At 65.8% G+C, this 20,644-nt stretch carries 21 protein-coding genes; 4 read left to right on the top strand and 17 right to left on the bottom strand.

Going from position 1 to position 20,644, the window contains the following annotated elements; translation table 11 throughout:
- Nucleotides 1–48: 48 nt before the first annotated feature.
- Nucleotides 49–528 (bottom strand): MarR family transcriptional regulator, encoded by a 480-nt coding sequence (locus P9236_RS10300; RefSeq protein ID WP_278074507.1) that lies wholly within the window; start codon nt 526–528, stop codon nt 49–51.
- Between the two features lie 62 nt (nt 529–590).
- On the opposite strand from P9236_RS10300, the gene P9236_RS10295 reads away from it, so the two are divergent.
- The 4 genes from P9236_RS10295 to P9236_RS10280 all read left to right on the top strand — a co-directional run bounded on the left by P9236_RS10295 (nt 591) and on the right by P9236_RS10280 (nt 5,235).
- Nucleotides 591–1,319, top strand: a complete 729-nt coding sequence (locus tag P9236_RS10295; RefSeq protein ID WP_278074506.1) for an NAD(P)-dependent oxidoreductase — start codon at nt 591–593, stop codon at nt 1,317–1,319.
- 13 nt (nt 1,320–1,332) lie between these two features.
- Nucleotides 1,333–1,821, top strand: a complete 489-nt coding sequence (locus P9236_RS10290) for a cupin domain-containing protein (RefSeq protein WP_278074505.1) — start codon at nt 1,333–1,335, stop codon at nt 1,819–1,821.
- A 178-nt stretch (nt 1,822–1,999) separates the two neighbouring features.
- Nucleotides 2,000–3,781, top strand: a complete 1,782-nt coding sequence (locus P9236_RS10285; RefSeq protein WP_278074504.1) for a chloride channel protein — start codon at nt 2,000–2,002, stop codon at nt 3,779–3,781.
- Between the two features lie 68 nt (nt 3,782–3,849).
- A complete protein-coding gene (locus tag P9236_RS10280; RefSeq protein ID WP_278074503.1) occupies nt 3,850–5,235 on the top strand; it encodes an FAD-binding oxidoreductase in 1,386 nt (461 codons plus the stop codon).
- Between the two features lie 90 nt (nt 5,236–5,325).
- Here the strand turns inward: P9236_RS10280 and P9236_RS10275 are convergent, their stop codons facing one another.
- From P9236_RS10275 to fliF, 16 genes are all read right to left on the bottom strand, one after another.
- Nucleotides 5,326–6,969 (bottom strand): MFS transporter, encoded by a 1,644-nt coding sequence (locus tag P9236_RS10275; RefSeq protein ID WP_278074502.1) that lies wholly within the window; start codon nt 6,967–6,969, stop codon nt 5,326–5,328.
- Nucleotides 6,970–7,165: 196 nt separating this feature from the next.
- Complete coding sequence (fliQ, locus tag P9236_RS10270; RefSeq protein WP_027165133.1) at nt 7,166–7,432, bottom strand: flagellar biosynthesis protein FliQ; 267 nt, start codon at nt 7,430–7,432, stop codon at nt 7,166–7,168.
- Nucleotides 7,433–7,560: 128 nt separating this feature from the next.
- The gene (gene flgD / locus P9236_RS10265) at nt 7,561–7,968 is read right to left on the bottom strand and encodes a flagellar hook assembly protein FlgD (RefSeq protein ID WP_126098093.1); all 408 of its coding nucleotides are present in this window, start codon (nt 7,966–7,968) and stop codon (nt 7,561–7,563) included.
- A gap of 2 nt (nt 7,969–7,970) precedes the next feature.
- A complete protein-coding gene (gene flbT, locus P9236_RS10260; protein WP_278074501.1) occupies nt 7,971–8,408 on the bottom strand; it encodes a flagellar biosynthesis repressor FlbT in 438 nt (145 codons plus the stop codon).
- A complete protein-coding gene (gene flaF / locus P9236_RS10255) occupies nt 8,405–8,752 on the bottom strand; it encodes a flagellar biosynthesis regulator FlaF (RefSeq protein WP_040969359.1) in 348 nt (115 codons plus the stop codon). Before flaF ends, flbT begins: the two co-directional genes overlap by 4 nt.
- A 31-nt stretch (nt 8,753–8,783) precedes the next feature.
- Nucleotides 8,784–9,833: a flagellar hook-associated family protein gene (locus tag P9236_RS10250; protein ID WP_278074500.1), complete on the bottom strand. Its 1,050-nt coding sequence runs from the start codon at nt 9,831–9,833 to the stop codon at nt 8,784–8,786.
- 3 nt (nt 9,834–9,836) lie between these two features.
- Entirely contained in the window at nt 9,837–11,291 is a 1,455-nt protein-coding gene (gene flgK, locus P9236_RS10245) for a flagellar hook-associated protein FlgK (RefSeq protein ID WP_278074499.1), read from the bottom strand.
- Nucleotides 11,292–11,321: 30 nt separating this feature from the next.
- Nucleotides 11,322–12,578 carry a flagellar hook protein FlgE gene (locus tag P9236_RS10240; protein ID WP_278074498.1) on the bottom strand — a complete coding sequence of 419 codons (1,257 nt, stop codon included), beginning with the start codon at nt 12,576–12,578 and terminating at the stop codon, nt 11,322–11,324.
- Nucleotides 12,579–12,669: 91 nt separating this feature from the next.
- On the bottom strand, nt 12,670–13,338 hold the full coding sequence (locus tag P9236_RS10235) for a response regulator transcription factor (protein ID WP_040969363.1): 669 nt from the start codon (nt 13,336–13,338) through the stop codon (nt 12,670–12,672).
- A 17-nt stretch (nt 13,339–13,355) separates the two neighbouring features.
- Entirely contained in the window at nt 13,356–13,514 is a 159-nt protein-coding gene (locus P9236_RS10230) for a hypothetical protein (RefSeq protein ID WP_278074497.1), read from the bottom strand.
- Nucleotides 13,515–13,547: 33 nt separating this feature from the next.
- Nucleotides 13,548–14,144 (bottom strand): transglycosylase SLT domain-containing protein, encoded by a 597-nt coding sequence (locus P9236_RS10225; RefSeq protein WP_278074496.1) that lies wholly within the window; start codon nt 14,142–14,144, stop codon nt 13,548–13,550.
- Nucleotides 14,074–15,456 (bottom strand): flagellar hook-length control protein FliK, encoded by a 1,383-nt coding sequence (locus tag P9236_RS10220; protein ID WP_278074495.1) that lies wholly within the window; start codon nt 15,454–15,456, stop codon nt 14,074–14,076. The genes P9236_RS10225 and P9236_RS10220 overlap by 71 nt, the downstream gene beginning before the upstream one ends.
- Entirely contained in the window at nt 15,453–16,892 is a 1,440-nt protein-coding gene (locus tag P9236_RS10215) for a chemotaxis protein MotC (RefSeq protein ID WP_278074494.1), read from the bottom strand. Before P9236_RS10215 ends, P9236_RS10220 begins: the two co-directional genes overlap by 4 nt.
- Complete coding sequence (locus P9236_RS10210) at nt 16,889–18,316, bottom strand: MotB family protein (RefSeq protein WP_278074493.1); 1,428 nt, start codon at nt 18,314–18,316, stop codon at nt 16,889–16,891. Before P9236_RS10210 ends, P9236_RS10215 begins: the two co-directional genes overlap by 4 nt.
- Complete coding sequence (locus P9236_RS10205) at nt 18,313–18,939, bottom strand: hypothetical protein (RefSeq protein WP_278074492.1); 627 nt, start codon at nt 18,937–18,939, stop codon at nt 18,313–18,315. The genes P9236_RS10210 and P9236_RS10205 overlap by 4 nt, the downstream gene beginning before the upstream one ends.
- A 3-nt stretch (nt 18,940–18,942) precedes the next feature.
- Nucleotides 18,943–20,601 (bottom strand): flagellar basal-body MS-ring/collar protein FliF, encoded by a 1,659-nt coding sequence (fliF, locus tag P9236_RS10200; RefSeq protein WP_278074491.1) that lies wholly within the window; start codon nt 20,599–20,601, stop codon nt 18,943–18,945.
- Between the last annotated feature and the right edge of the window lie 43 nt (nt 20,602–20,644).

The raw sequence follows: 20,644 nt of genomic DNA, 5'->3' as shown, positions 1-20,644 counted from the left end.
GGACCGTAACCGCCCAAGCTTGCGCGAAGGTGGGAGAGAGGCGTTAGGCTACAGCTGAGCCGCGTCCGCCGTGGCAACGCCGACCAGCCAGCTGCGGACGGCGCGTTCCTCGGCCGCAGACAATCCTGCCGCCAGCTCGCGTTCGAGCCTCTGCACGCGCCCGCGGCATTTCTTCAGCAATGCACGCCCCTTGTCGCTGAGGTCGAGATGCTGGATGCGGCCGTGCACCGCGTGGGGCTTGCGCACGAGCGAGCCTGCCTTTTCCAGGTTGCCGACGATCACACTCACCGTCTGCGGGGTGAGCACCGCAAGCCGGGCGAGGTCGGCGTTGGATATGCCAGGATAGGCCGACAGCATGGTCAGGGTCGCGAATTGCGCCTGCGTCACGCCGAATTCGTCCAGCGCGCGCTCGACCCTGAGCCTGTAGGCGCCGGCCGCCTGGCGCAGCAAATAGCCGATATAGCCTTGCTCGCCGCGCTTGCCTTCACCGGGCGCGGGAATTGCAGGGGAGGTTTTCTGCTTGCGCATGATATCAGAGCTCTTATATGTTATTCGCACACTGATATTATCGCAAAGTGGAGCAGGAGACGATGGGCTATCGAATCTTTCTGGCCGGCGGTTCCGGCGCGATCGGCCTGCGCCTGATCCCGCAACTGGTCGATGCCGGCCACCAGGTGACGGCGACGACGCGCCGGGCCGCGAAGACCGAGGAGCTCCGCGCACTCGGCGCCGATCCGGTGGTTGTCGACGTGTTCGATGCCGGTGGATTGCGCACAGCGGTCGCGGCGGCGAAACCCGAGATCGTCATCCATCAGCTCACCGACCTGCCGCCCGGGCTCGACCCCGCCAAAATGGGTGAGGCGGCTCCCAGGAACGCACGCATTCGCGACGAGGGTACCCGCAATCTCGTCCGTGCCGCGAAGTCGGCCGGCACCCGCCGCCTGATCGCGCAAAGCATCGCCTGGGTCTATGCGGCGGGGCCGGAGCCGCATGCCGAGACCGATCCGCTGGATAGCGGCGCCGAAGGCGGCCGCGGCATCAGCGTCGGCGGCGTGATCGCGCTGGAACGGCACGTTCTCGAGGCCTCGCCCATGACAGGCATCGTGCTGCGCTATGGCCATCTCTATGGGCCAGGCACCGGAGCGGAGATCGCCGCCGGTCCGGCCGTGCATGCCGATGCCGCGGCGTACGCGGCGCTGCTTGCCGTCGAGCGAGGTTCGCAGGGCGCTTACAACGTCGCGGAACCGAACAGCCATGTCACGACCGGGAGGGCCGTCATCGAGTTCGGCTGGCGTCCTGACTTTCGCCTGGCTGTGTGAAGGAGCTGCCACCATGATTGAAGTCGCGCCGGCGCGAAATCTCGCTTTGCTCGGCGTCGCTGCGATTGGCTCCGCGCTGCTTGGTGCGGCGATGGTCCAGGGCAACCCGGCAATCACCATTGCCGGTGGACAGGACGCGCATATACACATGATGGGCGCAGGCGCAGGAGAGGGTGCTTCGGCGCGCCCAACCACCACGGTCAAACCGCTGTCCTGCGAAAAGCTGCCGAACGTTCCGGGACACTCGATCACCACTGCGCTCGTCGAGTTCCCGCCGAATGCTTACACGCCGAGACATCGGCATCCCGGCGCGGTGACGGCCTTCGTGCTCAACGGCACGCTGCGCTCGCGGTTGGAGGGCGGGCCGGCCGGCAGTTCGGCAAGGGACAGATCTGGTTCGAACCGCCGGGCACGGTGCACCTCTTCGCGGAGAATGCGAGCGCCGCCGAGCCGGCCGAACTGCTGGCGGTCTTCGTCGCCGAAGACGATTGCGGCCCGCTGACCATCCTGGATTGATGGAGCCTCAGGCCCTCGCGGCGATAGGCAGCCGCTGAACCTTCACCAATCGGCGCAGCGCCAAAATGGCGCCACAAGCTGTCGGCATTGCGGTTGTCACGCATTGCCGCCGGGCGTATCAGGCACGGCAGCTTCCATCCTCCCATACCCGGCGAGCCGCTCCGTTGCCTGCCAGAAACGAACCGCAAGTCTACGCCCGCCGGCTTCGGGCGGTGCTGATCAATTCGATCCCCGTGCTCGAGGCGCGCGGCATCGTCATCGTGCTGATGGCGGGTGCCGTCGGTGTGATCGCGGGCGCGCTGGTCACCGGCATGAGCGCGCTGGTGCAAGGCATGCACTTCCTGCTCTTCGACGTGCAGCCGGGGGGGCGGCTTTCGGCGATGTTCTCGCTGGCCAATCCGGTGCAGGCGATGTTTCCGGCGATCGGCGGCCTGCTGCTCGGCCTTTCGGTGATCTGGCTGAGAAGGCGAAAGTTCCGAACGCCAGTCGACCCGATCGAGGCCAATGCGCTCTATGGCGGGCGCATGTCGCTCACCGACACTTTCATCATCGTCGCCCAGACCATGATCTCAAGCGGCTTCGGCGCCTCGGTAGGGCTCGAAGCCGGCTACACGCAGATCGGTTCGGGCATCGCCTCGCGGCTGGCGCGCGCCTTTCGGCTACGCCGCAACGACGTTCGCATCCTGGTCGGCTGCGGCGCCGCCGGCGCCATCGCGGCCGCCTTCGATGCACCGCTGACCGGCGCGTTCTACGGCTTCGAACTGGTCATCGGCATCTACTCCGTCGCCAATGTCGCGCCGGTCATGACGGCGGCGATCGCCGCCTCGCTGACGGCAGAGGTGTTCGGCGGCGTGCCGTTTCCGCTGGAACTTTCCGGCCTGCCGACACTGACCGCCAGCCAGTATGTGCCGTTCCTGCTGCTCGGCCTGCTCGGCGGGGCAGCCTCGATCGCCATCATGCATCTGGTGAGCATCGTCGAACGCCTCTTCGCGCGGCTGGCGATCGATGCCTCGGTCCGGCCTTTCATCGGCGGCGTGATTGTGGGGCTACTGGGGCTGGTCACGCCGCAGGTTCTGTCCAGCGGGCATGGCGCGCTGCATCGCGAGTTCGCGATGAACTACGCGCTTCCCGTGGTGGCGAGCGTCTTCGTGATGAAACTCGCCGCCTCCGCCATCTCGCTTGGCTCCGGTTTCCGCGGCGGCCTGTTCTTCGCCTCGCTGTTCCTGGGCGCGCTGCTCGGCAAGGTCTTTGCGGGCCTCATGGCGCTCGCCGCGCCGTCAACGGGCCTCGATCCGGCGGTCGCCGCCGTCGTCGGCATGACCTCGCTTGCCGTCGGTGTCGTCGGCGGTCCGCTGACCATGACCTTCCTGGCGCTGGAATCCACCGGCGATCTCACCCTGACCGGGGTAGTCCTGGCTGCTTCGATCATGTCGGCGATCCTGGTGCGCGAAACCTTCGGCTACTCCTTCTCGACCTGGCGCTTCCATCTGCGCGGCGAGACGATCCGCAGCGCCCATGACGTCGGCTGGATGCGCAGCCTCACCGTCGGCTCGATGATGCGCAAGGACGTCCGCACCATCGATGCCGCGACGACACTGGCCGAGTTCCGCAAGGAGGTTCCACTCGGCTCGGGGCAACGCGTCATCGCCGTCGGAGAGGGCCAGCATTATGTCGGCGTGCTGCTCGTTCCCGAACTGCACAGCGATCTTTCCGATGGCGAGACTCCGGTGCGGTCGCTGGCCCAGTTCAAGGATGCCGTGCTGGTGCCGTCGATGAATGTCCAGTCCGCTGCCGAGACTTTTCAGCGTGCCGGCGCGGAAGAGCTGGCGGTCGTGGAGGATTTCGACGACCGCACCGTTCTCGGCCTGCTTACCGAAAGCCATCTGATGCGGCGCTACGCCGAAGAGCTCGACAAGGCGCGGCGGGATCTCTCCGGCGAGGGGTAGCCAGACGACAGCACCGCCGACACGACGCTCACCTGAACCTATTCTCATCGCTCCCTGGAAATCACTCCATGCAAGTCAAACGCAACGGCGACATCTCGTTCTGGTATGCTGATCTTGGCGCGGTTCCCGCGCCGCGTCCGCCTTTGGCCGGCGACATCGAAGCGGATGTCGCGATCGTCGGCGCCGGCTATACAGGGCTTTGGACCGCCTATTATCTGAAGAAAGCGAAGCCCTCGCTCCGCGTCGTGCTCCTCGAACGCGAGTTCGCCGGCTTCGGCGCCTCGGGCCGCAATGGCGGCTGGCTGTCGGGCGGCTTCGGCTGGTCGCGCGAAAAATATCTCAAGACCTCGACCAGGCAGGGCGTGACGGCCATGCAGAAGGCGATGGCGGGCTGTGTGGACGAAGTGATCCGCGTGGCTACGGAGGAGGGTATACATGCCGACATCCGTCGCGTCGACAATCTGACGGTCGCCACCAATCCGGCGCAGCTCGAACGCGTGCGCGAGGAATGCGAGACGATCCGCTCGTGGGACGCCGACCCCGATCGCATCGAACTGCTCGACGCCGCGGCGACACGCGCGCGCATCAACGTCAAGAATGTCTTGGGCGGCTTCGTCATCCACGGCCAGGCGCGCGTACAGCCGGCCAAGCTGGTGCGCGGGCTTGCGGAAGCGGTCGAGCGGCTCGGCTCGGCGATCTGCGAGAAGACCACCGTGACCTCCATCGCCAAGGGCCGCGTGACCACCGATCGTGGCACGGTGCGGGCCGAAACGATCATCCGCGCGACGGAAGGATTCACAGCCGGCATTCCTGGCGAGGAGCGGACCTGGCTGGCGCTCAACAGCGCGCAGATCGTCACCGAGCCGCTGTCCGAAAAACTCTGGCGCGAGATCGGCTGGGAAGGACATGAGCTGCTCGGCAATGCGGCGCATGCCTATTGCTACGCCCAGCGCACGCGCGAGGGACGCATCACCATGGGCGGGCGCGGAGTGCCCTACCGCTATGGCTCGCGCACCGACGTCAACGGCCAGACGCAGCAGGCGACGATCGACCAGCTGCATGCGATCCTGATCACGCTTTTGCCGCAGACGGCCGAATGCCGAATCGAGCACGCCTGGTGCGGCGTGCTCGGCGTGCCGCGCGACTGGTGCACGACGGTCGGCGTCGATCCCAGGACCCGCATCGGCTGGGCCGGCGGCTATGTCGGTCTCGGCGTGTCGAGTTCCAACCTGTCGGGGCGCACACTTGCCGATCTGATCCTCGGCAACGAGACGGATCTAACGCGCCTGCCCTGGGTCAATCGAAAAGTCCGGCGCTGGGAGCCGGAACCCTTCCGCTGGCTCGGCGTGCATTCGATGTATCAGCTCTACCGCATCGCCGACCAACGCGAGGCCGCCGGGCTCGCGCACACTTCGAGGCTTGCCGCATTGGCCGATAGCCTCACGGGCCATTAGAGCGGTTCGGCGTCTGTCGAACCGCACTAATTATTTTGTTTTGCTGCAATTCCGGACGGAAAATCGCTGCACACTTTTTCCTGGAATTGCTCAGTGCTCGATGGGGCCTTTGGGGGAAACCAGGGCCGTGCCGGCGGTGGTCGGGCGTTCGATCATGCGGCGCACGCGCGGCGGGTTCTCGCCGCTGTGCAGCGCGCGGATGCGCTCGCCAACTACGGCGTCGGCATGGGTAGCGCGCCTGTTGTGGCGGATGTACTCGACCCAGGTCGGCGTGTGGTAGTGCTCGATCCAGATGCCAGGATTTTCGAGATCGCGGGCGAGCGTCCAGTTGCGGGCGCCGTCGCGGCGGCGGATGCGGCCGCGCTCGGCCATGGTGGCGAGGAACTCCGGAACGTCCTCCTCGCGGATGATGTATTCGATCATGATGGCGATCGGGCCGCTGCGCGGCTTCAAATCGAGCGCCAGCATCGGCTCCTTGAACCGGTTGAGCGGATCGAGATTGAGCGCGGTCTGCTGCGGCAGCGGCAGGATGAAGCCGATGGCGCCGCCCGCCAGCATCGCGATCGCCGCGACCATCAAGGCGGTCTCCGCGCTGTGGGCGTCGGCGACGACGCCCCAGATCCAGCTGCCCAGCGCAATGCCGCCGAACGTCGCCGTCTGGTAGATCGACAGCACGCGGCCGACCACCCAGCGCGGCGTCGACATCTGCACCGTGACGTTGAAATGCGAGAGCGCGATCACCCAGCAGGCGCCGCCGACGAGCAGGCCGGCCGACGCCTGCCAGGCATTGTGGCTGACGGCGGCATTGAAGGCACAAAGCGCGAAACCGGCGAAGGCGGCGCGCACCATCGTCTCGCTGGACAGCAATTGCCGCAGCCGCACGCTGATCAGCGCGCCGCCGACTGCGCCGATGCCGAAGGCGCCGAGCATGATGCCGTAGGTCAGCGCGTCGCCCTTGACGACGTCGCGCGCCACCAGCGGCAGGAGCGCCAGCACCGCGCCGGCGCTGAAGCCGAAGGCAAAACCCCGAACCAGCACCTTGGCGATATTGGGCGACATGGCGACGTAGCGCAGGCCGGCACCCATCGCCGCGCCGAGCGCCTCGCGCGGCAGGGTCGGCGCCGGCACTTCCGGCCTCCAGCGGAACAGTACGACGATCAGGCCGATGTAGCTGATGGCGTTGGCGGCGAAGGCCGCCGCCGCGCCCGCGGCGGCGACGATGATGCCGCCGATCGCAGGGCCAACGCTGCGTGTGATGTTGAAGCCCATCGAGTTGAGCGCGACCGCCGCCGGCACCTTGGCGCGCGGCACCATGTCGCCGACCGAGGCCTGCCATGACGGGCTGTTCAGCGCCGTTCCACTGTCGATCAGGAAGGTGAAGGCCAGCAGCGTCCACGGCGTCATCCAGCCGAACCAGGTGAACACCGTGAGCAGCGCCGAGACGACCAGCATGAAGGTCTGGGCCACCAGCATGACCTTGCGGCGGTTGAAGCTGTCGGCGATGGCGCCGGCAATGAGCGCGAACAGCATGATCGGCAAGGTGGTCGAGGCCTGGACCAGCGCCACCTGGTAGGAAGAAGTGGCGATGGTGGTCATCATCCAGGCGGCGCCCACGCCCTGGATCAGGCCGCCGAAATTCGACACCAGGCTTGCCGACCAGACGGCACGGAAGATGCCGTGCCGGAACGGCGCCAGCGCCGAAACGCGTTCGCTTTCCGGCTCGTCGTCGATCATGATCGCTGTCCCGCCTTCATCTGCCGTGTTGCATTTCGCCGCGCGCCAGGACCGCGCCGACGACTCGCCAAAGGATCGCGGTCCAACAACAGTAAGGCAAAGGCGAAAATGCGTCGGCGAAGCTTTAAGCCAAGCATCTTGCCGGTCTGGACCAAACTTTGCTGCTTCGCGCGGGCAGGCTGCCCGCTGCCGTTGGTCAGAAACCGTGCTCGATGCGCTCGAAGATGACGTTGGTGAAGGCCGAGATCTGGCTGCCGATGAACGGCCCGGTAAGCGCCACCACCAGCATGATGGCGACGATCTTGGGCACGAAGGTGAGCGTGATTTCCTGGATCTGTGTCAGCGCCTGGATCAGCGCGATACCGATGCCGACCGCCATCGCCACCAGTACCACGGGGGCGGAGGCGGTGAGCACGGTCCAGACCGCGTACTGGACGATATCGAGGGCGTCGGCCTCGTTCATGGGCAGACCCCTTATAGAACCGGCTAAAGCAGATCGCGTGAAAAAGGATTCACGCGGTCTGCCTTAGCTTTTTCGATTTTGAGCATGTCTTTCGTCCCGAACCACGATCTACTTTCGGGAGACATGCTTCAGGCGGCCGGCTTGATCGAGACACCTGCGCCGACGGGGACTTCGGTGCCGTCCTGCAGCACGGCGATCAGGCCGCTGCTGGCGAGCTTCACCGAAGCCACGGTTCCCGTGGTCTTGCCGTCGGCGGATGTGATCGAGCGGCCGATCAGCGCGTCGGCCTGCGACAGCGCCGAGGACTGCATGATCTGGTCGAGCTTGCTGTTGGTCTGAACCGATTGCTCGACCTGCGAAAAGGTCGCGAGCTGGGCGACGTATTGCGTGGAATCCATCGGCTTGGTCGGATCCTGGTTCTTCATCTCGGCGATCAGAAGCTTCAGGAACGACTGGTAGTCGACGGCCGTCTTCGAAGTCTGCTGGCTGGCCTGATTGGCGCCAACGGGGATCGTCGTTGTCATATCCACGGCCATCTTTATGCTCCCACAGCCAGCGCGCGTGGCGCTTCCGGAATGTCGTCATTGCCGCCAAGCGCCTGGCGCTCGAGCGGGTAGAGCGCGCGGATCGCCTTCAGCGCATCGTAGATGTGATCCTCGCCGACCATGCGGTCGATCTGCTTCAGCGCGTTGCAGATGTCCTGATTGTCGAAGCTTGCAATCAGCATCGGCAGCGAGCGGCGGAACATGTCGCGCGCCTCGGAAGCGCCCAACGGATTGATCAGCATGATCTGCACGATGAAGTAGAGCTGCCTTAGCGGCGTCGAGGCCTGCTCAGCCTGGATAACGTGGCTTTCCAGAAGGAACTGGACGTCGTTCATCAGCTCGATCGTGACCTTGCGGTCGACGCGGATGACGGCGCCGTTGATGTAGATTTTCTCGTTCGGCTTCAGCGAGATCTTCAGCGTGTTGGTCATTGGATGCCATCTCTGATGATCTGGGAGACCTCGATCAATCCCTCGAAATTGTTGGCGCGGCCCTGCCGGATGTCCTCCGTTTCGCGCAGCAGCCACAAGCCGATCGAGATCAGGTTGGCCCGCAGTTCCTTGGGCAGCGCATTGTCGCTGGAGCCGAGGTCCTCGACGAAAGTGGTCCAGATGCGGTTGGTGAAGTGCAGCGCCTCGACCGCTTCCATCGACTCCGGCCCGACGGCGGCCGCCGCGGACAGCATGTCGATCGAACGGGTGAGCAGCTGCCGCTCCCGATCCTTGGCGTCGGCGACGGAGTCGGTCTGGATGTCGGCGTAGGAGAATTGATACATCGTCGAAGCTCTGCCGTTCCGATTTATGTGTTCAGGTGAGATAGTTCAGCAGGCTGAGCTGCTGCAGGCGCGCGGTCAAGGCGAAGGACGTTTCGATATGCTGGGTCAGATCGGCCACTCGGGTGGCGGCCTCCGCGGGGTCGACGCCCTCGAGGTCGACGATATGCTTCTCGAAGAGATCGACCTGGGTCTTCATGCGGTCGCTGGCGTCGGACACGCGCTTCTGGGCAAGGCCGACGTCGGAGCGGACCTGGACTAGGCCGCCGATGGCTTCGCCGACCAGCCCCTGCGCACGGGTGACGATCGTGTTCCGAGCGGCTTCACTGATGTTGCCGGTAACGAGCGTGCTGACCATGGCGGCCGCCATAGCGAGCTTGCGTATGCCCTGTTCGTTGGCGCTGACGGAGGTCTGCGTGGTCTCGTTCAGCGAGATGCGGCTGGTGATCTGGTCGTCGGTGGCGCTCGACCAGTTGGCCTGCCAGCCGGAACCTAGGAACTGCGGCTCGACCTGGGTGGTAATGAAGTCGTCCATCTGGGCCGCGGTGATGTTGGCGGCTGCAGGGTCGGTCTGGGTGAATCCGAAATAGCTGGTAAAGGCGGCGTCGAACGCGGCCTTGGCGGGCGAGCCGGCGGCGCTGAAATCGTCGATCGGCTTGACGTCGGTGTTAGTGCCGGCAAACAGATATTCGCCGTTGACGCTGGTGTTGAGAATGCCCGTCATCTGCTGCAGGGCCGAGGCGCCGGCGGTTTGCAGGACGCTGGTCGAGGAGTCGCCCGACACGCCCGTGGTAAGCGCCGACAGGAAGTTCTGCGCGACATCGGAGAGCTGGCCGAGCGAGTTCTGGGTCGATGTCAGCCGGGCGCCGACCAGCGCGTTGGAATCGACGATACCGTTCAGCCGGTCGAGGTCGCGCTGGAAGGTGACGGCCTGGGTCGTGCGGCCGCCAAGCGCCAGACCGACATCCGCGACCTGGCCCGTCTGGGATTCCTTCGTCGCCTTGACGAGGTCCGCCTGCATGCGCATCTGCTGATAGCGCATGGCGTTGGAGATCGCGGCTGAGGAAACGGCCGTGGCTTTCATGGATTATCCCACCGCGCTCAAAAGCGAGTCCAGCATGTCGCTGACGGTCTTCATCATGCGCGCGGACGCCTGATAGGTATGTTCGAGGTCGAGAAGCAGCGACATTTCCTGATCGACATTGACGCCGGTATCGTTCGACAGCGCTTCGGCGGTACGCGTGGCCAGCGCCTCCTTGGCATCGGCGTTGGTCGATGCCTGCTGGCGCACGCCTTCGAACCAGCCGATGGCATTGGCGGCATAGTCCGAGACGCCGGAGCTGACGGTGATGCCGGCCGACGCGTCGAAGGCCATCGGCTGATCGAGCCGGTTGCCGTAGGCAATCAAAAGGTCCGAGTAGGAAGCGCCGCCGGTGGTGTTCGAAATATAGGCCGCGCCGTTGGCGCCGCCGTCGCGCAGCAGCGACGGGTTGCCGCCGGCGCTCGGATCAAACGCTGCATTGACGCTGATCGAGCCGGCAAGGCCGTTGACCAGCGTGCCGGCGGCGGGAATGGCCGGCGCGCCGGACCAGGTGAACAGGCCCGTCGCGTTGGGCTGAGAGGGTGCCGTCTCGGCAAAGGCCGTGATCAGGCCACGCGCGATCTCGTCGAGCTGGCTCTGCATGGTCGCGGCGACGTCGTCGCGCAGCTTGAGCATGCCGGCAAGCTTGCCGTCGGCGGTGGCGCTGTCGCCGGTGCCTGCCGAAAGCGGCACGTTGTCGATGTAGATCGTGTTGCCGGGCGTGCCGGCGGTGTAGCCGGCCGAAGGCGTGAAGGTCACCGACCGCGGCACCGTCTCGAACAGCGTCGTGCCGTCCTTGGTGGTGATGACCATGTCGTTGTCGCCGCGCGTGAAGGTCGAGACGGGGACATATTCGGCGATCTTCTTCAGAAGCGCGTCGCGCTGGTCGAGCGCGTCGGACACATCCGTGCCCGAGCGTGTGCCCGAGATGACGGCCTTGTTGGCGTCCTGGAATTGGCTGAGCAGCGAGTTGAGGTCGTCGACCGCGGTGGCGATCTGGCCGTCGGTCTGGGTGCGGAAATCCTGGATCGCCGTGGTGCCGCCATTGAGCGAATTCACCACCTGCTTGGCGGCGTCGATGACGCTGGTGGCGAGGGTCTGGTTCGACGGCGTCGTGGCGTAGAGCTGCAGCTGCTGCTGCAGGTTGGCGATCGCGGTCGACGGGGACGACGCGTTGTCGACCCCGTTGACCGAGAGGTCGAGCTGATCCATGCCGCTGTAGAGCGCGCTCTGGCCGCTCCATGCCGACAGCGCGGAAAGGTTCTGCCGGAACAGAAGGTCGTTCGCGGCGCGCTGTATCTCCACCGATCGCGCGCCGGGCGCCGTGCTGGTGACGACGGCGACACGACGGGCATAATCCGGGTTGGATGCGTCGGCCACGTTGCGCGACACGACGCTGGTTTGCTTGGATGTGGCCAGGAGCGCCGACTGGGCGATGCTCAATGCGGTAGAAAGGGACATGCGGGTCTTTCACGGGCTGGCGCCCGATGGTTATCTCTTCAGGTTGACGAGGACGTCCATGAGGTCGGAACCGGTCTGGAACACTTTCGAATTGGCTGTGTAGCTGCGCTGCGCCGCGATCATGTTGGTCAGTTCCTCGGCGATGTCGACGTTGGAGTTTTCGAGCGCGCCCGAGACGACCGCGCCAAGTTTTCCTTCATTGGCGAAGCCGATGCGAACGGCGCCGGAGTCGGCGCTCTGCACATAGACGTTGCCCGGCATCGCGGTGAGGTTGTCGGGGCTCTGAACGTCGGCCAGCGGTATCTTGTAGAGCGGCTTGGTGGTGCCGTCCTGGTACTGCGCGTAGATGACGCCGTCCTGACTGATCTGGATCTTTTCGATCGTGCTCGGCGGATTGCCGTTGACCTTGGCGTCGGAGACCGTGAAGCCGGTGCCGAGCTGCGTCAGCTTGGAGAGATCGAGGTTGAGGGTCGAGCCGTTCGGCACGGTGAAGGAGACCCCGGTGGTCGCGCCGGTGAGCTTGCCGGTGGTGGTGTCGAAGGTGAGGTTGGCCGTACCCAGCGCGCCGCCCGTATAGGGAAAGGACGTGCCGGGGGTCGCCTTCGACTGATCGAAAACCGAGACCTCCCAGGTGCCAGGGCCAGTGTTGGTGAAATAGACGTCGACCAGCACCTTGTTGCCGAGATTGTCGTAGGCGACCAGCGAGGACTTCGATGTGTATTCGGCGGTCGCGCTGTTGGTGGAGGGCAGGCTGCCGGCGGCGACCGGAGTAGCGCCCGCCGGCAGGTTGCCGGTGAAGTTGCCTTCCGTGCTCGGCGTCGCCGTCATCTCCTGATCGGAGATCTGCACCGGCACCAGGCCCTCGAAGCCGTTCGCGGTCGCGGCTGGATCGCCGTTGGCGTAGCTGTAGGCCATCAGCTGGTAGCCGGCGGCATTGACCAGCCGACCCTGGGCGTCCGGAACGAAGGCGCCGGCGCGGGTGAGGTAGGGGGTGCCGCTCGGGTCCTGCACGACGAAGAAGCCGTCGCCGTTGACGGCGAGGTCCGATACCGAGGTGGTGTATTGCAAGACGCCCTGCGAGCTGACGGCGGAGCGGATCGTCGTCGTGACGCCGCCCGAATTGTAGGCGCCGCCCGTGCTCGGCATGATGAGCGTCGAGAACTCGGCGGAGGAGCGCTTGTAGCCGGTGGTGTCGGAGTTCGCGATGTTGTCGGCCACCGTGGACAAGCGGTTGGCCTGCGCGTTCATACCGGAGACGCCGGTCCGCATCATTCCATAGAGGCTCATAGATACGTCTCCTCGATGCCTTTCTGAGAGGCCACAAAACTAAGCCTCGTGTCTTGCGCGAGGCTGGCGCGGGCTGCGTCGGCGGCGGCCATCAGAACACCAGCCGGTAGCCGAGGAACCTCTTGGAATCGATCGGGTCGTGGCCGAGCTTTTCGCGCAGTTTCTTGCGCAGCTTCGAGATGTGGCTCTCCACCACGTTCTCCTCGACCTCCTCGTCGAAGATGCCGTAGATGGCGTTGAACACCTGCGTCTTGGTCACGCGCCGGCCGCGGTTGCTGGCCAGATATTCCAGGATGCGCCGCTCGCGACGCGGCAGCGGCAGCGGCTCGCCGTCGATCTCCGGATCGCGTCCGTCCATGAAGATGCGCATCGAGCCGACTTCGGTGTAAGCGGCCTCTTCGTGGGCGCGGCGGCGGATGGCGGTGATGCGGGCGAGAATCTCGCGGATGTGCACGGGCTTGCGGACGACGTCGTCGACGCCGCTCTCGAAAAGCCGCAGCGTGTGTTCCAGCGAATGCTGCTCGCTGAGCGCGATCACCGGTGCGCCGGTGCGATCGCGGATCTGACGCGGCGAGATGGCGCCCTCGCGGCAATCGCCGATGAGGAAGGCCCTGACGGATCTGAGATCGGTGTCGGCGGCGGAACTCACCCACTCGCCGAACTCGCCCGGCGCGAAGCCCGCTGTCGCAACGCCCTCGCGATCGAAAAGTGAGCTATAGCCCTCAGTTACGAGCTCGCGCTCATCAACGATCACGATCATCGGACCACCCCTCCGAATCAGCTCATCTGCCCCGTGCGGAAAGCGGTACCCGGCTCGGCGAATCCTGAAAAACCGTCATTTCTTGTAGCTATTTTCTTGGGAGTTTTTTGGGAGCCGTAATAAAGGCGGTTGCACAGGCGCATCGGCGAAGGCAACGCGCAGCCGATGTCGGGCATGGGAAACACGCCGGAGAGAGGCGGACAGCCGCGCTACTTCTGATTGCAGAAGGTACTGGCGTTAGGCGTCCATTTTCCGAAGCCAGTGGCGACCATGTTGGCAATGACGCGGCAGACATAGATCTTTTGCGCCGGGTCGTTGTCGGGGCCGGCATGAAAGCGTGCGACGGCCATCGACCAGGTCATATGGCGGGCATGCAGGCTTGCCAGGAAGCGCGCCGCGTAGTCGACATTCTGGTGCGGGTCGAGCATGTCCTCGACGCTGCGGAAATGATCGCCGTGATAGCGATGGTTGATCTGCATGCAGCCGAGGTCGATCAGCGTCTTGCCCTCGCGGTAGGCATTCTCGAATGTCGCCAGCGCCTCGCCACGGCTGCGTGGGAAAACAGCTTTTCCTTCTATATTCAATGCGTTGGGTTGGAGGGTGCCCTTCTTCCCCGTTTCGGTAAGGCCGACCGCATAGAGGATTCCCGCCGGCACGCCGTAACGGTCGGCGGCACGCAGGATCTCCGGCTCGCAAGGATTGGAGACGGCGCCAGCCGCGCCGGCGGCAGCCAGGCTAGATATAGATATCGTCGCCAGCGCCTTCGCGAAGAGGCGAAGCAGCGCGGCTGAATTCCTGTGCGCCATTGCCGTCGTTCCTTCCCGGTTGCCGGTCTCCGCCGGCGCTGTTGCCGCCCGAATTCCCCGGTTGGAATGAAGGCTGATCGTGGCCCGCCGACATCGGCAGCGCGCTGTTCGCATCGGCGCGGGCTGCCGAGTGAACTGCTATCGAAGGTTGCAGGATGGTGACATGGTCGACGTCGAAACCAAGACCGCGGAGCGACTTGACGATGGCGTCGCTGTCGGCGGTCAGACGGCGGTACGCCTCATGGGTTTCAGGTTTCATCTCAATCGAAAGTTGCTCCCCGGAAAGCCGCAAGCTCGCAGTCACCATGCCGAGCTCCGAAGGGTGGAGCTCGATCTTGAGGACATGTGTCGGAACGGCAACAGAATTGGCCGTTTGAGCGGCGATCGAGGCGCTCGAAAAGACTTGCTGAACGCCATTGTCCGAAGCGATCGCCTCAACCAGCGCCGATGCCGTCTGGCTGACGGGATTTTGCGGCGGCGCCGGGAAACTCTGCTGGCTGACGACATCCATGCGCCCGGCGGCGGAGGACGGCTTGGCTTGATTGATCGATGCTATGGACTGCGTCGTCTGCGCTGTCCTCTGGGCGACCGTCGGTCGCCAGCCTTGCGACGTCGCGGCGTCGGTTTCGGGTGTTCCGGGCAGGGTATCGTCCCTGGGAACCATCGCGGCCGGGCCGGCGCCGGCCGGCTTTTGTCCGAAGTCCGGTCCGGGTTTGTCCACCATCGTTGCCCGACCGGATTGCGGCAATGGTTCGGAGGTGTCGGAAGCGTCGGCCAATGTGCGTCTGCCCTGACGGATCGCCATTTGCGAAGAGGCCGACTGGCCGATGGAGGGCTGGGTCCCTGCCTCTGCCTCGGCGGCGGATCCGCCGCGATCGGCATTTGTCGACGTTGCGAAATGGCGGATGTCGCCCAGCGCCATCAGCAAGGGCAAGCCATCCTGGGGCTGAGCGGCGTCGGGCGGTTGCGCCGCGGCACTGGCATCGTCCGCTGCGTTCTTGTGACCGGTGTCCGCATTGTTCTTGGCGGTTTTGCCGGCCACCGGCTTTGTCGCGACTGTCTTGCTCTGCCCGCCCTGATCGGGCTGTGCCTGGGGCGAGCCGGCGATAGTGCGACGCGCCGGATGCGGGTCGGAGGACGCAGGTTCTGCCGACGGCTTGCCGCGCTGGGCCGACTTTTCGGCGCCATGCACCATCTCGCCGAAGTTCGAGCCTTTTTCCTTGCTGTCGGCGGCCTGCCGATGCTGCTTGATGTGGGCGGTGCCGAGTCCCGGCAAGGCCTGACTGACATTGGTCATCTGGGCGCTGGTCATTTGGGAGCGGCTCCGAGCAATTGGTCAATCTGGTCAAGCTGACGGCGGGCGTTGAGCATCGCCGCGTCGGTGGGATCGTGCGGATCAAGGCCTGTCGTGGCTGGCGCCGACGCAGGCAGCGCAGGCGGCGTTTCGGGCTGCGCCGGAGCGGAAGCCGCCGCCTGGATGGTGGCCTCAGCCTTCGCCGGCGGGGCCGGCGGCGCGGAAGCGGCGGCAGGCGTCTTCGCGGCCGGCTTGGCAGCGGCCGCGACAGCCGGCTGCTCGGACGCAGCACCGTCCACCGGCGGCAAGGCTTCGGCGTCGGCCTGGCTCACAGGCTCGGCTTCAGCGGCGGATTTCGCCGTATCGATCTTCGCTGGCTCCGCGGCCTCGGTCTCGTCCTTGCCGGCAGCAGGCACGGGAGCGACGACCTCGCCGGCGACGGCCTGCGCCGCATCGAGCAAGGCGCGGTCGCTCTCCGAGAGCTTGCCGCGATCGATCTTGCCGAGCCTAGTCCGCACGTCGTCGATCGTGGCCGACGTCACCGTGGAGAGGCTCGAATAGAGCACGGCGCGCGGGTCGTCCTGGTTGCCTTTGCCGCTGCGGCCTTGCTCAGCCCGGGCCGAGGCGAAGGCGGAGAGGTCGCTCAGCCCGTCGATCGCGGCGCGGCGGGCGATGCGCAGATAGATCACCTTCTCGCGCTCGGGATCCATCATCGACGTGATGTCGGCGAGCTTGTCCTGGCTGATCGACATATGCAGTTGAATGACGCCGGAGACGAAGGAATCGGCGAACTGGCTGGCATAGGGGGAGTAGAGATAGCCAGCGACATACTGCGTCGAGGCGAGCGCGAAGCGCGCGGCGTCGCCCTGCGCCACGGCGAGGCCGACCGAGCGGCGTAGTGCCGCTTCCTCGACCAGGGTGCCGGGGCTGAGCAGGCGGGCCTCGTCCAGCAAGGTCAGCGCCGCGGCTGGTTCATCGGTAGCAAGCAGCGAACCTTGGACCAGCGCCAGGAAAGCGCCGAGGTCTGGGGGCACGCTCATCGGATCGATGGGCTTCAGGATTTCGATTGCGGCGGCCGGCCGTCCGTTCAGGTAGGCGACGATCCCTTTGGCGATCGCAAGGCTACGTGGATCGATCGTCGCGCGCGAAGTCGCCGCCTCGACGGTGACGGGATTGCCACCGCTCATGCCGTAGACGAGCAGAGCGCGGAAATTCTTCGGATCCCTGAAATCCTCGGCATCGGCGGCGCGAAGCCTGGCATCGGTCATTTCGAGGAGCTTGGCTTGCATCGGCATCGCCGCATGGTCGCCGCTGGCGATGCGGTCCTGGATCAGCTGCAGCGAACGCACCAGCTGGTAAGGCTGCAAGCCGTCGTCCTGGGCGAAAGCCGCCGCCGGTAATCCTGCGGCGAGCAGCAGCCCGACGGCTTGGCCGATGACGGTCCTGCTCCTCATCCGCCGGTCGCCATCAGGATTTCGATGCGACGGTTCGCGGCGGCCAGCGGATCGGACGGGATCTTCGGCTGGCGGTCGGCGAAACCGGCGACCTCGGTGATGCGGCTTTCGTCGACGCCGCCGCGCACCAGCATGTAGTAGGCGGAGTGGGCGCGGGCGGTGGACAGCCGCCAGTTGTCATAGGTGTCGCTGCGGAACGGCCGCGCGTCGGTATGGCCGCCGATGGTGATGGTGCCCTTCTTCTCGTTGACGATGCGGCCGATCTTCTCCATCGCCAGCACCAATTCGCGGCGCGGCACGGCCGAACCGATCTCGAACATGCCGAAGTCGAGCTGATCGGTGATCGAGATGACCACGCCCTTGTCGGTGGCCTCGACGGAGACGCCCTGCGCCAGCTTTTCACCCGGCGCGAAGGCCTTGGCCAGTTCCTGCTTGATTTCGGCCGCGGCCTTGAGGGCGGCGCTGCTCGGAGCCTTCTCGCCTTCCTGCGTCGCCTCGGCCTTCGCCGTCTCCGTCTTTGCCGCTTCGGTCTTCGCGGTCCCCGGCTTCGCAGCATCGGTCGCTGCGGCCTCGGCCTTTTCGGCTTCCGCCTTCTCATCCCGGGCTTTTTCGCCCTTGGTCTTCTTGCCTTCGGCCTTCGCGATTTCGGGGCCGGCCGGTCCGGTCTTGGCACCGGGTTTTTCCGGCGTCGCCAGCGGCTCGAGCGGCGCATCCAACCGCGGCGGCGCAGGCGGAATGGCCTTGACCTTCGGCACTTCGGTTTCGGCGACCTTTTCGCCGGGCTTGGCCGGATCGCCTTCGATCTTCCTGCGTTCGGCGCTGGCTTCGGCGCCAGGGGTCGCCACCTGCTGCGACCAGAAATCCGGCGCGAAGGGATCGCGATAAGATTCGCCGCCGGAAGCACCGGTCGCCGGACCGGCGTTCTGGGCGCCGCCTTCGCCCTTGGCGCTGACATTCTGCATCACGCCGGTATCGGTGGCGATCTCGGACAGCACGGCGTAGGGATCGGCAAACAGATGCTCGTCGGAAAGGTCGGATTTCTGCGAGGCTTCCTTGGTCTGCCTGCGGTCGGACGAGCCGGCGCCGCCCTTGCCGTTCTCGCCGGCCTTACTGGCGCCATCCTGCGGGTTGTCGGCGGTAAGGCCAACCTTGCTCGGGCCGTCGCCAAGGTCCTCCAAACCCTTGCGGCTGGAGTTGCGGTCGATCAGCTCGACCGGATTGAAGTAGCTGGCGACGGCTGCCTTGGTCTGCTCGTTGGCGGCGTTGATCAGCCACATGACGAGGAAGAAGCACATCATCGCGGTCATGAAGTCGGCGAAGGCGATCTTCCAGACGCCGCCGTGATGGCCATCGTCATGACCGTCGTGATTGCGCTTGACGATGATAATCTCATGCCTAGCTTCGCCGTGGTCGATGGCGCTCATGTCAGGACCTCCGACAGGGAAGCCGACCATTCGGCGATGCGCGTCTCGAACACGGCATCATCGATAGTCACGGTCAGGTCGAGGCCCGGGGCTTCGGTGAAATCTAGATTGGCCGCGCGCCCGCCAAGCGCCGCCTTCAGCGGCTCGAACAGCGACAGCGGCCCGCGCACGCCGATGCGCACGGCCTCGCCGTCGGCGACCGCGGCGCCGATGGTGCGGGCAAGGGCATCGAGCGAACGCTTCTGCAGGTCATCGCCGACGATGCCGCCCAGGATGCGGGCGATAGTGGCGGCGGTAAGTTCGGCAACGCGTGCCTCCATGGCATCGATGCGTGTCGCGACCGCCGCGCCGAGATCGTTGCCGAAGCTTTCCAGGAACGCGTTCGCCGCATCGTCATTGGCCCGGCGCTCGGCCTCGAGCGCCGCCTCATGGGCGGCCGCGAGGCGAGCCTCGAGCGCAGCTTCGGCATCGGCCACCGCCTCGGCGATCAAGGCGCCAATATCGGCCTGCGGCGGGGATGCCTCCGGCTTGCGCTCGATGTCAGGCGCCGCCGGCGCCCGGCCGGCACGCGGGGCGCGCGAACCGAAATCAGGCAGGAGATCGAAAAGGGCTCGCGAAGCCATGGCTTAACCCGCGGCTTCCGGCGCGGCGGCCCATTTGCGCAGGATCTGGGCGGTGCGTTCCTCGTTGAGGTCGACCATGCGTGCCAGCCGTTCCTGCGGCGCCGGCCTGATCTTCTGGCGCAGATCATCGAGCGGGGTGGCGCCGGGACGGGTGCCTGGCAGGGCGCCGACCGGCGCCTCGGAAGCGATCGCGGCGACCGGCGCGTCGGGCGTCGGCAACGAGCGCTGGACATCGTCGAAGCTCGGGCCGGCGATTGCCGCGGGCTTGGCCGATGCCGTCAGCGCGGCCGCCATCGGCCGCAGCCCGAAGAAGGCGACCAGGAACACCACGACGATGAAGGCGCCGGCGTTGATCAGCGTGCCGGTGTACGTGCCGATAGAGGCGAGCATGCCAGGCTGGTCGATCGGCTCGCCATCCAGACCGTCGATGAACTCGACCGCCGAGACGTCGATGATGTCGCCGCGCTTCTCGTCGAAACCGGTGGCGGAGGCGACCATCTTCTGGATGTCTGCGACGCGCTTGGCGATCTGTTCGGGCGTGGCGTCCTTGCCGAGAATGGTCTTGAGCCGATCCTGGTTGACGACGACGGCGATCGACATCTTGGTCACCGAATAGCCGTTGGAGACGGTGGCGATCTTCTTGGAATTGATCTCGTAGTTGGTGATTTCTTCCTTGCGGTCGTTCTGCGAGGAGGACTGCGGCCCCTCGGTGGTGGTCGTCTGCGTCTCGGGCAGGTTCTGCTCGACGCTGGTCGGGGTCGAGGCCTGCTTCTGGTTGCTGGCCTCGTTGGTGCGCACCGACTGCACCGACCGCTCGACGCGGGATTCGGGATCGAAGATCGTCTCTTCGGTCTGGCGGGTGTCGGTGTTGACGTCGGCCTTGACGCTGGCGCGGAAATTGTCGGGGCCGAGATAGGGGGTCAGCGCCCGGCGGATGTTGTCGCCGATCTGCGCCTCGACCGTCTGCTCGACGCCGAGCGTGCGGGCGGCGCTGGTGTTGGAGGTGTCGTCGCCGGCGGCGAGCAGGTTGCCGTTGGAATCGAGCACGGTGACCTTGTCGGCCGACAGGCCGGGAACCGCAGCGGCGACCAGGTGGCGGATCGACTGCGCGCTTTTTTCGGCATCGGCGCCGGCGTAGCGGATGACGACCGAAGCCGAGGGCTGCTGCTCGTCGCGGCGGAAATTGGCGCGCTCGGACATGACGATGTGGACGCGCGCCGCCTTGACGCCGGCGATCGACTGGATGGTGCGCGCGATCTCGCCTTCCAGCGCCCGCACGCGGGTGATCTGCTGCATGAAGGACGTCAGACCGAGCGAGCCGACATTGTCGAACAGCTCGTAGCCGGCGTTGGCGCTGGTCGGCAGGCCTTTTTCGGCGAGCAGCATGCGCGCCTGCGCGGTGGTGCCGGCCGGCACCAGCACGGACGTTCCGTCGGCGCCGACATCGAAGCCGATGCCGGCCTCGCCCAGCACCAGGCCGATCTGGTTCACGTCGTTGCGGTCGAGCCCGACGTAGAGCGTCTCGTAGGCCGGACGGTTGAGGTAGACCGAGGCGACGCCGATGACGGTCATGACCAGCGCGGCGATGCCGCTCATGAGAGCGAGACGCCTGACGCCGAATCCCCGCAGATTCGCGATGAGGCCCTGGATCTGTTCCGGCACGATTCAACCGCTCCCAGCATGACTGTCCGCCGGAAGACTAGAC

Origin of the sequence: Mesorhizobium sp. WSM4884, from assembly GCF_029625675.1 — a bacterium.
Classification (GTDB): Bacteria; Pseudomonadota; Alphaproteobacteria; order Rhizobiales; family Rhizobiaceae; genus Mesorhizobium.
Note: the sequence above shows the minus strand (reverse complement) of the source record. Positions and strands in the feature narration are given on the sequence as shown.

Bases quoted from the DNA above. Each gene is read 5' to 3' on its own strand.
- P9236_RS10295 (WP_278074506.1), top strand. From the start codon at position 591: ATGGGCTATCGAATCTTTCTGGCCGGCGGTTCCGGCGCGATCGGCCTG.
- P9236_RS10275 (WP_278074502.1), bottom strand. From the start codon at position 6,969: ATGATCGACGACGAGCCGGAAAGCGAACGCGTTTCGGCGCTGGCGCCG.
- P9236_RS10225 (WP_278074496.1), bottom strand. From the start codon at position 14,144: ATGGCGCACAGGAATTCAGCCGCGCTGCTTCGCCTCTTCGCGAAGGCG.
- P9236_RS10240 (WP_278074498.1), bottom strand. From the start codon at position 12,578: ATGAGCCTCTATGGAATGATGCGGACCGGCGTCTCCGGTATGAACGCG.
- fliQ (WP_027165133.1), bottom strand. From the start codon at position 7,432: ATGAACGAGGCCGACGCCCTCGATATCGTCCAGTACGCGGTCTGGACC.
- P9236_RS10230 (WP_278074497.1), bottom strand. From the start codon at position 13,514: ATGCCCGACATCGGCTGCGCGTTGCCTTCGCCGATGCGCCTGTGCAAC.
- P9236_RS10300 (WP_278074507.1), bottom strand. From the start codon at position 528: ATGCGCAAGCAGAAAACCTCCCCTGCAATTCCCGCGCCCGGTGAAGGC.
- P9236_RS10210 (WP_278074493.1), bottom strand. From the start codon at position 18,316: ATGAGCGCCATCGACCACGGCGAAGCTAGGCATGAGATTATCATCGTC.
- flgD (WP_126098093.1), bottom strand. From the start codon at position 7,968: ATGGCCGTGGATATGACAACGACGATCCCCGTTGGCGCCAATCAGGCC.
- P9236_RS10290 (WP_278074505.1), top strand. From the start codon at position 1,333: ATGATTGAAGTCGCGCCGGCGCGAAATCTCGCTTTGCTCGGCGTCGCT.
- P9236_RS10205 (WP_278074492.1), bottom strand. From the start codon at position 18,939: ATGGCTTCGCGAGCCCTTTTCGATCTCCTGCCTGATTTCGGTTCGCGC.
- P9236_RS10235 (WP_040969363.1), bottom strand. From the start codon at position 13,338: ATGATCGTGATCGTTGATGAGCGCGAGCTCGTAACTGAGGGCTATAGC.
- P9236_RS10215 (WP_278074494.1), bottom strand. From the start codon at position 16,892: ATGAGGAGCAGGACCGTCATCGGCCAAGCCGTCGGGCTGCTGCTCGCC.
- P9236_RS10220 (WP_278074495.1), bottom strand. From the start codon at position 15,456: ATGACCAGCGCCCAGATGACCAATGTCAGTCAGGCCTTGCCGGGACTC.
- flaF (WP_040969359.1), bottom strand. From the start codon at position 8,752: ATGTATCAATTCTCCTACGCCGACATCCAGACCGACTCCGTCGCCGAC.
- flgK (WP_278074499.1), bottom strand. From the start codon at position 11,291: ATGTCCCTTTCTACCGCATTGAGCATCGCCCAGTCGGCGCTCCTGGCC.
- P9236_RS10250 (WP_278074500.1), bottom strand. From the start codon at position 9,833: ATGAAAGCCACGGCCGTTTCCTCAGCCGCGATCTCCAACGCCATGCGC.
- flbT (WP_278074501.1), bottom strand. From the start codon at position 8,408: ATGACCAACACGCTGAAGATCTCGCTGAAGCCGAACGAGAAAATCTAC.
- P9236_RS10280 (WP_278074503.1), top strand. From the start codon at position 3,850: ATGCAAGTCAAACGCAACGGCGACATCTCGTTCTGGTATGCTGATCTT.